We start from the raw sequence: 13,586 nt of genomic DNA, 5'->3' as shown, positions 1-13,586 counted from the left end.
CCCATGGCCCACCAGGAACGACGTCGCGCGACGGACCGCCCCGCCGAGGACGTGTCCCCGGCCGGAACCCTGGCGGGGATCCGGGCCGCACTGCCGTCCCTGGCGCCCTCGGAACGGCGGGTGGCGGAGGCCGTGCTGGCCGATCCGGCACAGGCGTCGGAGCTGTCCATCAGCGCGCTCGGCAAGCGGGCCGACACGTCGGTGGCGACGGTGATGCGCTTCTGCCGGGCCATAGGCATCGCCAACTACCCGCAGCTGCGGCTCGCGCTGGCCGCGGCCGCGGCCCGGGAGGACGCGCGCGGGGGCGACCGCCCGGCCCCGGGCACCGACATAAGCGCCACCGACACCCTGGACGAGATCGTCCGGAAGATCGTCTACAACGAGATGCACGCACTGGAGGACACCGGAGCGGGGCTGGACGTCGAGGTGCTGGGCCGCGCCGTGGACGCCGTGGCGGGCGCCCGGCGCATCGACATCTTCGGCGTCGGCGCCAGCGCCTTCGTCGGCCAGGACCTGCACCAGAAGCTGCACCGCATCGGCCGCACGGCCTTCGTGTGGACCGACCGGCACGCCGCGCTCACCGCCACCGCCCTGCTCGGGCCGGGTGACGTCGCCCTGGCCATCTCGCACTCCGGGGAGACCGAGGACACCGTGGAGCCACTCCAGGTGGCCGCCGAGCGCGGCGCGACGACGATCGCCCTCACCAACGCGCCCCGCTCCTCCCTCGCCGTGAGCGCGGACCTCGTCCTGGCCACGTGCGCCCGGGAGACCCCCTTCCGCTCCGGCGCGACCGCCAGCCGTATCGCGCAACTGGCCCTCATCGACTGCTTGTTCGTCGGAGTCGCGCAGCGGTCCTTCGACGCCACCACCGCGGCGCTCGAGAAGACCTACGGAGCCGTCCAGCGCCGCGGGCGCCCCCAGCAGCGCCGCTCCCCCGGCGACTGACCGCGCCCCCGTTCCCGACCTCGAGCCCCAGCACCGAAAGGACGACCGCGCCGTGGACCTCAGCACGCTCGGCACCGAGACCCGCAACGAGCGGACCACCGACCTGGACCGCATGCCGGTCACCGAACTGCTCGCCGTCATGAACGCCGAGGACCAGAGCGTCGCCCTGGCGGTACGCGAGGCCCTCCCGGAGATCACGGCGGCGGTCGAGGCGGTCACCCGGTCGCTGCGCCTGGGCGGGCGGCTGATCTATCTCGGCGCCGGCACCAGCGGCCGGATCGGTCTGCTCGACGCCGTGGAGTGCCCCCCGACCTTCGGCACCTCCCCCGAGCAGGTCGTGGGGCTGCTCTCCGGCGGCCCGGGCGCCTTCGCCGTCGCGGTCGAGGGGGCCGAGGACGAGCCCGCGCGGGCCGTCGCCGACCTGGACGGGATCGGCGTGGACGAACGGGACACGGTCGTCGGCCTGGCCGCCAGCGGCCGTACCCCCTACGTCGTCGGCGGGCTGAAGCACGCCGCCGCCAGGGGCGCCGTCACCGTGTCGGTCGCCTGCAACGCGGACGCCGTGGTGAGCCGCTACGCCGACTTCCCGATCGAGGTGCCCACGGGTCCCGAGGTCGTCACGGGGTCGACGCGGCTCAAGGCCGGTACGGCGGAGAAGATGGTCTGCAACATGCTCTCGACCGCGTCGATGGTGCGTCTGGGCAAGGTCTACGGCAACCTCATGGTCGATGTGCGGGCCAGCAACGACAAGCTCGTCGACCGGGCCCGCCGCATGGTCGTCCAGGCCACCGGCGCCGGCCCGGAAGCCGCCGCCGAGGCGCTGCGGGCGGCGCAGGGGCACGCCAAGACGGCCATCGTCATGCTCCTCGCGCACTGCACCGCGGAGGAGGCCGCCCGTCGCCTCTCCGAGGCCCGGGGCGACACACGGACGGCCGTCGCCGCGGGCTGAGTCGGGCACGGCCCGGCCCCGAGGACGCCGGGGGCCGGGTGGGGCGGACGGGCGGACCGTGCCGTCCGTCCGCTCCGGGGTCAGGATGCGACGAAGCGGGCGATCTCGCCGAGCACCACCGTGTCCGCCAGGTAGCCGATGTGGGTCTGGCAGACCACGTTGTTGTTCGTCGCGCCGCTCAGCCGGGTGCTGGTGTACGGGATGATGACGCCGTCGCACGCCGAGTACCAGGTGGCGTACCTGGTCGAGCCCGGTGTCTCGTCGCCCGCGGTGATCTGGGCGATGAACGAGGAGCCCGGGTACATCTGTCGGCACGTCGTGTAGATCAGACAGGCGCCGGCGTAGGTGGTGCCGTGGTTCGCGCCGGCGATCGAGGCGAGGTGGCTGACGCTGGTGTTGCCGCCCAGCACCTTCAGGTAGTACTGGCTGACGAGGCCGCCCATCGAGTGGTTGACGATGGCCACCTTGCTCGCGCCGGTCCGCGCCTTGACGTTGTCGACGAACGAGGCGAGACCGCGGGCGTTGGTCACGTTGTCGCCGTAGGAGTTGTACTCGTAGGCGAAGAGGTGGGAGCTGGACCAGCCGTTGAGCCGGAAGACGCTCATGGCGGTGACCCAGTTGGAGGCGTTGCCGGTGTATCCGTGGACGAAGACCACCGGGGTGCTGGTCGACAGCGGCTGGACGGCCGTGGCGGCCGGCCGGGCGGCGGCGGCCGGCGCGGCCGCGGCGTCCGCCGCGCCGGCCGCCGTGGCCGGTGAGAACAGGCTGAACGCGACGGTGGCGGACGCGAGCAGGCCGAGAAGCCGGCGTGGGGAACGGCGACGCATGAAGCCCTCCTGGATGCTGGTCGGGGTGGCCTGACCCGACCCAGAGTCCTGGGAGGCACAGCGGTTGCCATCGGTGGAATCACCAGTGCTCGCCGGGACGCCACGCGCGCCCGTGCCCGCTACGCCGGCCGGGGCGGCCCCGGCCGGCGCGTGGCCGCGGCTCAGCCGTCGGAGTAGCTGAAGTCGCCCACGGTCCAGGCACTGACGTCCTCGATCGCGACGCGGTACATCCCGCCCGTCTCCGGGATGCCCACCGCGCCCTGCAGGATGCGGGCCACGTGGAAGTGCAGATGGGTGGGCGGCCCGTCCCTCCGCACGGGCGCGTCGAAGACGGCGGAGAAGTCGCTCAGTTGGGCGGAGTCCGTCAGCACTTCCGACACCCTCTGCCGCCATACGGCTTCGGGAGCCAGGCGACCGGTGACGACGGCGCCGCCGGTGACCACGGTCAGGGACATCTGACTGCTCCGCCCGGACTCCACGAGGGTGGCGATGTCAATGATCAGCTCGTCAGGCTTCGGCATGAGACCGGATTCTATGCCGGAGCCCGCCGCCTTGGGTCGCCGCTCCCCGAAGGGTCACGGTGGCGGGCTCGCGCGGATCTCCCCGGCCAGGCGCGGACGGCGGACGGCACCGCCTCTCACCGTCCGCCGCCGGGCGGCGCCGACGTCTCGCGGACGGCCGCGGCGAGGGCGTTGCCGATGGCCCGGGCCCCCGTCGCGTTGGGATGCAGGGGCGCGGCCGGGCGGGTGGGGACCACACCTTCGAAGTAGCGGTCGGCGGGGGCGGCGCAGATGTCGTGTCCGGCGCTCAGCTCGAAGGTGTCGACGAAGACGGCGCCGTGCTCCTCGGCCGTCCGCCTCAGTACGGCGCCGAGGTGGTTGATCGCGCCCTGGAGATGGTTGGCGTCCTGCTTCCAGTAGGGCTGGGAGGGGAAGCAGCCGTCGGGACGGAGGTAGTTGCCGTAGCCGACGACGAAGATCCTGGCGTGCGGCGCCCGCCGGGTGATGTCGTCCAGGACCGCGGCGAAGACCGGTGCCCAGGCGTCGATGCGAGCCCTGGTCCTGTCGGTTCCGCCGGCGGTGTTGCGCTCCGCGCAGCTGGTGCCGTGGGGCGGGGGCAGGACGTTGACGCAGTGCAGCGCTTCGCTGAACAGGTCGGTGTCGTTGCCGCCGATGGTGACGCTGACGAGGTCTGTGCCGGGGGTCAGCGCGTCGTACTGGGGTGCCGTTCCCGGGTGCTGCGGTGTGCTCAGGTGGCCGGCGGTGGCTCCGGAGCAGCTGACGTCGGTGAGCGTCGCGTCCAGGGCCGCGGCCGCGACGCGTGGATAGTCGGCCAGGGAGCGCAGGCACGCCGGTCCGGCCGTGTCGACCGGCGGGACCAGCGGGGCGGCCGCGTAGGAATCGCCGAGCGCGACGTACCGCAGGGGTTCGGCGGCCGACGCGACCGTGACCGGTGCCGTGGCCGACGCGGCCCCGGCGGCCAGAACGATGCCCAGGGTCATGCGCAGTGCTGTCTTCACGATGCCTCCGTTCGGCACGCGCGCGTGCATGATCCTTTCTTACTACGGGCCCGTGCGGGCAGGCGTGACGCCGCACGGAAGCCGACCGGGTGACGCGGACGCGGACCGACGAGCGGGCGACCGCCCCGGCGGCGCGGGACGCCCTCCGTGGCCGTCCGCCTGCCGGTGGAATTCGTACCGGCCGCGTCAGGCATTCGGCCGCACCGACGGGCTGCGCGATCATCCTGCATGTCTCATGCAGACATGTTCGAACCTTCTCGGCGTACCCTGCTCCGCGCCCCGGTCGCCGCTGCCGGCGCGGGTCTCCTGGCAGCCTGCACCAACTCCGGCCCCGGACCGGGATCCGGGCCTCGAGGAGGTGCCGGCGGGGCGGCGTTCGTCCCGCCCGGCCCCCCGGGCTACGTCAATCCGTCCGACCCGGAAGTCCTCGCGGCCGAGCGGAAACGCGGGGCCGGACCGGTGCGTGCGTACCGGTTCACCGCGGCCGAGGCGACGCTGGACATCGGCGGGCGGTCCGTCCCGAGCTGGGCCTACGACGAGGCGCTGCCGGGCCCGCTGGTGCGGGTCACCGCCGGCGACGTGCTCGACCTGACGCTCGCCAACCGGCTGCCCGCCGACACGACGCTGCACTGCCACGGAATGCGGCTGCGCTGCGACATGGACGGCGTCCCGGGGCTCACCCAGGCGGCCATCCGTCCCGGGGCCGACTTCCGCTACCGCTTCACCGCAGAGTATCCGGGAACGTACCTGCTCCACTCCCACGTCGGGGTGCAGGTCGACCGGGCCCTGTACGCGCCGCTCATCGTCGACGATCCGCGGGAGCGCCTGGCCTACGACAAGGAGTGGGTCGTGGTCCTGGACGACTGGCTCGACGGTGTGGAGGGCTCCACTCCCGAGGAGGTCCTGCACCAGCTCATGCCCGGTGACTCCGCGGACACGGACCACATGGCCATGGGCTCCGGCCCCGGCGCCGCGAGCCCCGGCCGCCCGGCGACGGCCCTTCCCTCGCCGACCGGGAGACCCGCGGGACCCTCGCGCGTACTGCACACGTCCTACAGCCGCATGCTGCACGGCGCGGGCGGCAGCGTCGCCCACCCCCACTTCCTGGTCAACGGGCGCCTGCCCGGTCATCCCGAGGTGTTCCGCTGCCGTCCCGGCGACCGCGTCCGGCTGCGCATCATCAACGCCGGTGCGGAGACCGCCTTCCGGGTCGCCCTGGGCGGCCACGGGATGACGGTCACCCACACCGACGGCTATCCGGTGAAGCACACGGGAACCGACGCCCTCCTCGTCGGCATGGCGGAGCGGTACGACGTCCTGGTCACCGCCCGGGACGGCGTCTTCCCGCTCGTCGCGGTGGCCGAGGGCAAGAAGGGCAGGGCCCTCGCCGTCCTGCGGACCGACAAGGGCAACGGGCACCTCCCCCCGGCCGACGTCCACCCGGACGAACTCGACGGCAGGACCGTCCCCGCTCGCCGCCTCGTGCCCGACGACTCCGTGGCCCTGGACGGCCGCGAACCCGACCGCGAGATGCGCATCCGGATCACCGGGGGCATGGAGAGGTTCGACTGGGGATTCGACCACGAGCCCTACTCCGTGCGGCAGCGCCACCCGGTGCGCGCAGGCGAACGGGTACGGCTTACCCTCGTCAACGCCACCGACATGTGGCATCCGATGCACCTGCACGGGCACACCTTCGCCGTCACCGGACTGGACGGCGTGGGTGCCCGCAAGGACACCGCGGTGGTGCTGCCGCACCGGAAACTGGTGGTCGACTTCGACGCCGACAACCCCGGGCTGTGGATGCTGCACTGCCACAACCAGTACCACTCGGAAAGCGGCATGATGACGGTCCTGGGGTACCGCAGACAGGCGTGACGCGACCGCTCCGCCGCCGGCACGCGCCCGGGACGCGCCGAGGCCGGCGGCCGCGTCTCGGGGCCGCCGGCCCTGTGATCGGCGTCAGTGGTCTGCTGCCCGGTGTCCGGTCAGTTCGCGTTCACCAGGTCGTGCGCCGGCACGGTCACCGTCCGCTTGCCCGGCTTGCCGCCGAGGACGATCTTCCGGAGCGCGCTGTTGTTGTCGAGGCTGGTCTCCTTCAGCCGCTTCGCCGGGTTGGCCAGGACCTGGATGTAGTAGGTGCCGTTGGGCACCTGGGTGATGTCGAAGGACTGGCCCGGCAGGTCCTGCGTGTACGTGTCGCCGGAGCCGACGTCCAGCACCTCACGGACGGAGATCGAGTTCTCCTGGCCGCAGGCGGTCGACAGATCGGTGTTGAACGGGTGCCAGTTGGCGTTCTTCACCGTGTAGTCGATCGCGTCGGTGTTGGCCAGGCAGAAGGCCTCCTTGCCGCTGCGCACGGCCTCCTTCTTGTCCGCCTTCAGCAGCCGGTAGCTGGCGAAGTCGGTGAAGTGCCAGTGCACATGGCCCGGGCGCGGGTCCCATTCCATGGTGCCGGTCGGGGTGTAGCCGACCTGCTTGCCCTTGGCGTCGTAGAAGTACTGGTAGGCGTCCATCTTGGCCTTGCCGGGCGAACGGAAGCCGTCCACCACGAGCTGTGCCGGGCCGGCGTTCCACACGTTGGCGCTGAAGGCCAGGTAGTCCTTGCCGGGGATGTCCTTCTCGCCGTCGCTGATGACGATGCCGTAGGCCGGCAGCGAGCGCAGGTCGGGCTTGGGCACGTCCGGCACCGAGGGCTTGCCGACGGGACGCTTCGACAGGGGCGCGAGCGCCGGCGCCTTGCGCGAGCCGTCGGTCCGTCCGGCCGTGTCACCGGTGCGCATCGAGCGCGCGGCCTGCTCTTTCTTCGCCGCCCAGGGCAGGGCGGGAGGTGCCGCCCTGAGCGGGCCGTGGCCCACGTTGTACGAGGGGCCGGCGCCGCTCGTCACCGGCGCGGCGGCCTGGGCCGGCGTCGGGGCGTGCCCCGGGCCGTGGCCCGTGTGCCCGGACGGCGCCTCGGCAGCGGCTCCGTGTCCGGCGTGCTCGCCGGCCTGGGCGGACCGTGCGGCGGGGGACGCCGACCGGGCGACGCCTTCCTCGTCCTCGTAGCTGCGCTCCACCACGGTCACCTTCACCGTGGCCGGCTTGTCGGCGATGCCGAACAGGTCGCGGTACTTCTTGGCGACCCCGATCCTGGCGGTGTACGTGCCGGCCGCGAGCCGGACCGAGTCGGTGTAGGAACCGGCGTATGTGTTGGCGGCCCAGCCCTTCTCGACACCCCACACCGAGCCGAGGGTGAACGGGTTGGTGGGGCAGCTCTCCGGATACTTGGAGGTGGCGGGCGCGTCGGGGCGCACCCGGCCGCTGGCGTTGTTCGGGCAGAAGTCCTCGGTGCGGCTGAGGACCTTCTTGCCCGCCTTGTCGGTGATCGTGATCTCCGCGAAGCCGGGCAGGCCGGAGAAGTCCTTCACGGTGCCCTTGGGCAGCGTCTTCGTCCTGGCCTTGCCGCCCTCGTACACGGTCTGGGTGATGGTCACCGGGTCCTTGTAGGACTTCCGGGTCACCTTCAGTTCCAGTGGCGTCCCCTCGGCCGTCAGGTAGGTGCCGAGGTCGAGGTAGACGCCCGGATCCTCCTTCCAGGAGGTGAGCGTGAGCGAGTTGGTCGCGGCGATGAGGCTCAGCCTGGGGCCGGTCGCGGCCTTGGCCGGCTCCGACGTGGCGGCCACGAGCCCGGCCGTCACGGCCAGGGCGGCGACGGCCGTGGTGCCGGCGAGCAGCGGACGTCGAAGCCGGGTGGTGCGCGTTCTGGTCATCGTTCCCTCGTCCTCCGGATGCTGTGAGAAGGAGACAGGCGGCGGGCGGCACGTCGTGTCGGCGAGGACAGTCGCGGGGCCCGCTGTGAGGCGCGGTTGCTGTGCCCGCGCTGTGAGAGGAACGGGCCCGACGCCCGGTTGTCCGGGGAGGGAAAACGAGGGGATGTTGGCCGGATAGCTCCGTTGCGGAGGTAATCGGGTCATTCTTGCGGGTACGGCGCGCCCGGTGACAGGTCTTCTGATATCGGGCGCGGCCCCGTATCTGCCGAACCGTGGGGAGGGGGCCGGTGATCTCCCCACGGCTCGTCACACGGCGCGTTCCGGGAGCGTCGGGAGGATCTTCTCGGCGATGCCGAGGAGCGCGCTGTCGTCCGGGAGCGCTCCGGACGTGCTCCACACGGTGATGTCGTAGTAGCCGCCCCGGTCCTTCCCGTCGAAGGCCACGGTCAGCGTCCTGGCCAGGGGGCCCTCCTCGACCGGTCCGCCGGACCCGCCGCCCCCCAGATTGATCTCCAGCTTCATGGTGTGGTCCGAGGAGAGGACCGCGGGCCGCCCGAGGACCGCGAGCGTCCTGACGTTCTCCTCGTTCCCGAACTTCATCAGCTTCACGTACTGGGCGATCGACAGCTCGTTGTACGTGGCCGAGACGTGCACGGTGTACGTGTCGAACTGGACCTCGGCCTCCGGCTGCGCGACCTTTCCGTCGGTCAGGGGAGCCGTGTTGCTGGTGCCGGACGCCACGGTCGCGATCTCCGCGGGCGTGCCGAGGAGCTGGGCCAGGTCCGACCGGTTGAGCGCCGTGCACAGCTCCTCGCCGGTCACGGCCCGGGGCGTCTCCCTGTAGGCGCTCGGCAGCTCCTCGTGCTCCCCGGCCGAACACGAGGCGGCCTTTGGCGTGGTGTCGTCGGAGGGCATCACCTTCGGGCCCAGCCAGAGCACGGCCGCGATCGCTCCGAACACGGCCACGGCCGCGGCGGCCTGGCCCCAGGCGTTGGGCTCCTTCTCCGGAGCGGCCGGCGGCGCGGGACGCCGCTCCGCTTCAGGCTGCGGCTGCTGCTGCGGCTGGGGCGCGGCGGCGGGCACCGCCCCGTCGGCGGAGGCCACCGGATTCGGGTTCCGGCGCGCGCGCAGGGCGCGGACCACCGTGTGGACGCGCACCGCGGTGAAGACGAGGAAGACCGTGCCGATGGCGGCCGGCGCCCATCCGCCGTCGCGGACGGCGAGATACAGGATGCGCACACCGAAGACGGATCCGACCACGATGAGCAGGGGCTCTCTGACCCAGAAGGGCAGGAGCCTGATGAGGAAACCGAGCACCCGGCGATCTCACCAGCGCAAGATCGCGTTGGCTGTGATGGAGGCCATAGTTCCGGGTCGGTACCCAATCCGTGATGTATGCGGGCCGTCGCGGTCGCCCCTCCGGTACGGCGAACGCTCACCCGCCGGGGGGCAAGGCCGCCCTGCGCTCGTTCAGGACCTCGACGACCTCGTCGTCGGTGACCTGTTCGAAGTCGTCGTACCAGAAGCCGACGGCCATGAAGTCCGGCGGCTGCCGGAGGCACACGACGTCGTCGGCCTCCTCGCGCATCGCGGCGGCGGCCTCGGGGGCGCCGACGGGAACGGCGAGGACCAGCCGGGCGGGTTCGCGCCGCCGGAGGTGGCGGAGGGCGGCGCGTGCGGTGGCGCCGGTGGCCAGGCCGTCGTCGACGAGGATCACGGTGCGGTCCTCGACGTCGGGCGTGGAGAGGTCGCCCCGGTAGAGCAGGGCGCGGCGTCTCAGTTCCTCGCGCTCGCGGGCCACGTCCCGGACCAGGCGGTCCTCGTCGAGGCCCAGCATGGTCAGGGTCCGCCGGTCGAACAGGGCCGGGTCGTCGGCCACGACCGCGCCGATGCCCGTCTCCGGCCTGCCGGGAAGGCCGATCTTCCGTGCCACGAGCACGTCCAGGGGCGCCCCGAGGGCCCGGGCGACCTCTGCGGCCACCGGCACGCCACCGCGGGGCAGCGCGAGGACGACGACGCGGGGCAGCTCGCCTTCGGACGCCCACTCCATGAGCCGGAGCCCGAGTTCCCGGCCGGCTGTCCGGCGATCGTGGAAGCGCATGACCTGATGCCTGCCTCTCTCCCCCCCCGTGGGTCGGAAGGACGCCGCGGTGTCAGCCGGCGCGGTCGTCGTCGGCTCCTTCGCCGAGGTGGTCGCGGAACCAGGCGGCGGCCGCTTCGGTGACCTCCTCCAGGGCGCCGGGCTCGGGGAAGAGATGGGTGGCGCCGGGGACGACGTGGATCTCGTGGACCGGTGCGAGCCGCCGGGCGGCCTCGCGGTTGAGCGCGAGGACCGTCTCGTCGTCGCCCCCTACGACGAGCAGGACCGGTGCGGCGACCAGGGGAACGGCGTCGCCCGCCAGGTCCGGTCTGCCTCCCCGGGACACCACCGCACGCACGGATGCGGGCCGCTCCGCCGCCGCGATCAGGGCGGCCGCAGCTCCGGTACTCGCCCCGAACAGGCCCACGGGCAGCCCGGCCGTGTCCGGGCGCCCGGCCAGCCAGTCGACGGCATCCGCCAGACGCCGTGCCAGCAGGCCGATGTCGAAGCGGTGCCGGGCCGTGGCCATGTCCTCGCGCTCCTCGTCCCGGGTCAGGAGGTCCAGCAACAGCGTCCCGAATCCCGCGGCGCGCAGCCCGGCCGCGACCGCGCGGTTGCGGGGACTGAGCCGAGAGCTTCCGCTGCCGTGGGCGAACAGGACCAGGCCCCGCGCACCGGTGGGCACGACGAGATCGCCGTTCAGGGTGGCGTGGTGCGAAGGCACCTTCGCGATTTCGGACGCCATGCCCGCTCATCTCCCTGGGGCTGTCCGAGGGCCGTGCACCGGGTACCCCGGCCGCCCGTTCCGTACCAGAGGGCCGCCTGATCCGCCGGTCCGCTCGCTTGCCGTCGAGTGCGCTCGAAGTCCTAGAGTGACGCTCCCCGTCCCGCCCCCCAGACAACGGAGCACCGGCATGCGCTATCGCGTCCTCGGCACGACCGGCATCGAGGTCAGTACCCACTGCCTCGGCACCATGATGTTCGGCTCTGTGGGCAACCCCGATCACGAGGACGGCGCACGCATCATCCACGCCGCTCTCGACGCCGGCGTCAACTTCGTGGACACCGCCGACATGTACTCGGCCGGTGAGAGCGAGGAGATCGTCGGCAAGGCCCTCAAGGGCCGGCGTGACGACGTCGTGCTCGCGACCAAGGTCCACTTCCCGCTGGAGGAGGGACGCAACCGCGGCGGCAACTCGCGCCGCTGGATCCTCAAGGCGGTCGAGGACAGTCTGCGGCGCCTGGGCACGGACTGGATCGACCTCTACCAGGTGCACCGCCCCGACCACACCACCGACATCGAGGAGACGCTGTCGGTCCTGAGCGACCTGGTGAGGGCGGGCAAGATCCGGGCGTTCGGCTGCTCCACGTTCCCCGCCGAGGACCTGGTCGAGGCCCACCACGTGGCGGAACGCCGCGGACTGATGCGGCTGCGCACGGAACAGCCGCCGTACTCGCTGCTCGCGCGCGGCATCGAGCGGTCCGTGCTGCCGACCGCGCAGCGCCTCGGCATGGGCGTGCTGACCTGGTCACCTCTTGCTTCGGGGTTCCTGTCCGGCGCCTACCGCGCGGGCCGGCCCGTCGACCTCACCACGGGCCGTGCCAAGCTCACTCCGCACCGCTTCGACCCGGCCGTGCCGGGCAACGAGGCGAAGCTCGCGGCCGTCGAGCGGTTCGTCGCCCTGGCCGACGAGGTGGGCTGCACGCTGCCGGAGCTGGCCGTCGCCTTCGTGCTGGTCCACCCCGCCGTCACCTCGGTGATCACCGGGCCGCGCACCATGGACCAGCTCACCGCGCTGCTCAAGGGTGCCGACCTGCTGCTCGACGACGCGGTCCTGGACCGGATCGACGGCATCGTGGCGCCCGGCACCGACCTCTACCGGGCCGACGGCGCCTGGCAGCCGCCGTCGCTCACCTCGGCCGCACGGCGCAGGCGCCCGGCCGGGGAGCGGGCGGCCGCGGGGGCCGCTCTGGTCCCGTGACCCGTCCCCGTGTACGGCGCGTCACCCGGTGGCGGCGGACAGGTGGCGGTCCCGGAGGCGGGCGAAGGCGGTGCCGCCCGACAGGTGCGGGAGCCGCGGGAGGAAGTCCCTGATCCGCTCGGCGCACTCCCGCGCGGTCGCGGCGCCGGTGTCGCACTCCAGGTCGTAGTCGCCGTGCCGGTGGACGAGGTGGTACTGGTGCGCGGCGAGGCCCGGCGGGCGGTCTCCCCGCTCCCGCTCCCGGCGCGTGAGTTCCTCGAGCGGACAGTGGACACCCACGAACAGCACGCTCTCGGCACGCAGGACCGACAGGCAGTCGAGCAATCGCCACGGCTCGCTGAGCACATGGTCGACGACGACGTCGTTGCCCACCTCGGCCATGGCCGCGACGGAGCGGTGGAAGCCCATCCTCGTCCGCCGCAGCGCCGTGTCGAGCTCCTCCGCCTCGAGGGTGCGCTTGGTGCGCATCGCGTTGAAGCTGTCCACCGCCAGGTGGAAGAAGACACCGTCGTCGAGGACGTCGAGCAGCTCGCGCGCGATGCTCGACTTCCCCGAACTGGACGTGCCGTTGAGGAAGATGATCCGGCCTGGCGTCATCCGGGCATGATGCCAGACGGCCGGCCGGGTCAGGTGCGCAGGTCGGCGAGCAGCATGTGGTGGTCCGAGTACGCGGTGGGGTGCACACGGTGCCGGAGCGGGGTGATGCCCCGCAGGAACACGTAGTCGAACTTGCTGTCCCAGTCGGTGGTCGGCTCGCACCTGCCGGCGGGCGAGGGACGGCATCCGGGATCGGCGTCCGCGGCCAGTTCCCGGAACGGGTCGAGTTCGGGGGTGTCCGGCACGGCGTTGAAGTCGCCGAGCACGACGGCGCGGTCGTACCGGCCGACGGCCGCGGCGAGTACGGCGGTCTGGCCCGCCCGGACCGCCTCCTGGCGCCGTTGGGCGAGGTGCGTGTCGAAGACCCGGACGGACCGGTCGCCCACCCTCGTGGTGACGGCCAGGTACCCGCGGTCCTCGGACCCGCCGTCCGGGTACTCCACGAGGACGCGGTCCGTCATCGGTGCCGCCGAGAGGAGTGCCTGGCCGAAGCCTCCCGGATTCCACGGCCACCCGCCGCAGCGTCCCCGGTTCCGCAGCACCGACCCGTACTCGACGTGGTAGACCAGCCCGTGACGGGTCTTCAGATAGTCGCGGAGCTGCTCGACGTCGCGTACGCACGCCTCCTGCAGGCCTATGACCTGGGGCGCGTACGCGGCGATCTCCGCCGCCCGGTCGGCGTTGCTCTCACGGCAGGGATTGCAGATGTTCCACGTCATGACCCGGTTCGGTACGACGTGCTTGACGGAGTCGGCGCGCAGCGGCCCGGCGGCGGTGCCGTCGTCCGGTGCGCCGCGGCCGACGACCAGCAGGCAGGCCACGGCCAACGCGCCCACGAACCACCGGGTGTTCCTTCCGAGCACGGTCGCCTCCTCGCGGTGCCGGCACGTGCCGGCCGACGGGTCCACGCACGAGGTTAGGCGACGGGCCGGACG

13 protein-coding genes are annotated in these 13,586 nt (G+C 72.6%); 4 read left to right on the top strand and 9 right to left on the bottom strand.

Annotated features, from left to right (window positions below):
• The first annotated feature begins 3 nt into the window (after nt 1-3).
• Complete coding sequence (locus tag AC0VYN_RS15680) at nt 4-945, top strand: MurR/RpiR family transcriptional regulator (RefSeq protein ID WP_475536527.1); 942 nt, start codon at nt 4-6, stop codon at nt 943-945.
• Between the two features lie 52 nt (nt 946-997).
• Entirely contained in the window at nt 998-1,894 is an 897-nt protein-coding gene (gene murQ / locus AC0VYN_RS15675; protein ID WP_475536526.1) for an N-acetylmuramic acid 6-phosphate etherase, read from the top strand.
• A gap of 80 nt (nt 1,895-1,974) precedes the next feature.
• Here murQ and AC0VYN_RS15670 read toward each other — a convergent pair whose 3' ends face one another.
• The 3 genes from AC0VYN_RS15670 to AC0VYN_RS15660 all read right to left on the bottom strand — a co-directional run bounded on the left by AC0VYN_RS15670 (nt 1,975) and on the right by AC0VYN_RS15660 (nt 4,240).
• Nucleotides 1,975-2,721 carry an esterase/lipase family protein gene (locus AC0VYN_RS15670; RefSeq protein WP_475536525.1) on the bottom strand — a complete coding sequence of 249 codons (747 nt, stop codon included), beginning with the start codon at nt 2,719-2,721 and terminating at the stop codon, nt 1,975-1,977.
• A 161-nt stretch (nt 2,722-2,882) separates the two neighbouring features.
• Nucleotides 2,883-3,242 (bottom strand): hypothetical protein, encoded by a 360-nt coding sequence (locus AC0VYN_RS15665; RefSeq protein WP_475536524.1) that lies wholly within the window; start codon nt 3,240-3,242, stop codon nt 2,883-2,885.
• A 116-nt stretch (nt 3,243-3,358) separates the two neighbouring features.
• Nucleotides 3,359-4,240 carry an SGNH/GDSL hydrolase family protein gene (locus AC0VYN_RS15660; RefSeq protein ID WP_475536523.1) on the bottom strand — a complete coding sequence of 294 codons (882 nt, stop codon included), beginning with the start codon at nt 4,238-4,240 and terminating at the stop codon, nt 3,359-3,361.
• A 243-nt stretch (nt 4,241-4,483) separates the two neighbouring features.
• Between AC0VYN_RS15660 and AC0VYN_RS15655 the strand changes: the two genes are divergently transcribed.
• Complete coding sequence (locus AC0VYN_RS15655; RefSeq protein ID WP_475536522.1) at nt 4,484-6,118, top strand: multicopper oxidase family protein; 1,635 nt, start codon at nt 4,484-4,486, stop codon at nt 6,116-6,118.
• A gap of 110 nt (nt 6,119-6,228) precedes the next feature.
• Here the strand turns inward: AC0VYN_RS15655 and AC0VYN_RS15650 are convergent, their stop codons facing one another.
• The 4 genes from AC0VYN_RS15650 to AC0VYN_RS15635 form a co-directional block, all read right to left on the bottom strand.
• Complete coding sequence (locus AC0VYN_RS15650; protein ID WP_475536521.1) at nt 6,229-7,992, bottom strand: lysyl oxidase family protein; 1,764 nt, start codon at nt 7,990-7,992, stop codon at nt 6,229-6,231.
• A gap of 306 nt (nt 7,993-8,298) precedes the next feature.
• Nucleotides 8,299-9,309, bottom strand: a complete 1,011-nt coding sequence (locus AC0VYN_RS15645; protein ID WP_475536520.1) for a DUF6215 domain-containing protein — start codon at nt 9,307-9,309, stop codon at nt 8,299-8,301.
• A 118-nt stretch (nt 9,310-9,427) separates the two neighbouring features.
• The gene (locus AC0VYN_RS15640) at nt 9,428-10,093 is read right to left on the bottom strand and encodes a phosphoribosyltransferase (protein ID WP_475536519.1); all 666 of its coding nucleotides are present in this window, start codon (nt 10,091-10,093) and stop codon (nt 9,428-9,430) included.
• A 52-nt stretch (nt 10,094-10,145) separates the two neighbouring features.
• Nucleotides 10,146-10,817 carry a dienelactone hydrolase family protein gene (locus tag AC0VYN_RS15635; protein ID WP_475536518.1) on the bottom strand — a complete coding sequence of 224 codons (672 nt, stop codon included), beginning with the start codon at nt 10,815-10,817 and terminating at the stop codon, nt 10,146-10,148.
• Between the two features lie 169 nt (nt 10,818-10,986).
• Here AC0VYN_RS15635 and AC0VYN_RS15630 point away from each other — a divergent pair, with 169 nt between their 5' ends.
• Nucleotides 10,987-12,054: an aldo/keto reductase gene (locus AC0VYN_RS15630; RefSeq protein ID WP_475536517.1), complete on the top strand. Its 1,068-nt coding sequence runs from the start codon at nt 10,987-10,989 to the stop codon at nt 12,052-12,054.
• Between the two features lie 21 nt (nt 12,055-12,075).
• Here the strand turns inward: AC0VYN_RS15630 and AC0VYN_RS15625 are convergent, their stop codons facing one another.
• A complete protein-coding gene (locus AC0VYN_RS15625; protein WP_475536516.1) occupies nt 12,076-12,651 on the bottom strand; it encodes a chloramphenicol phosphotransferase CPT family protein in 576 nt (191 codons plus the stop codon).
• A 29-nt stretch (nt 12,652-12,680) separates the two neighbouring features.
• Complete coding sequence (locus AC0VYN_RS15620; RefSeq protein WP_475536515.1) at nt 12,681-13,514, bottom strand: endonuclease/exonuclease/phosphatase family protein; 834 nt, start codon at nt 13,512-13,514, stop codon at nt 12,681-12,683.
• Nucleotides 13,515-13,586: the final 72 nt, after the last annotated feature.

This window comes from Streptomyces sp. 63XJN7_1_ISO-PGPR-S23-121 (genome assembly GCF_056173025.1).
This window is presented reverse-complemented; position numbering and strand designations above follow the sequence as displayed.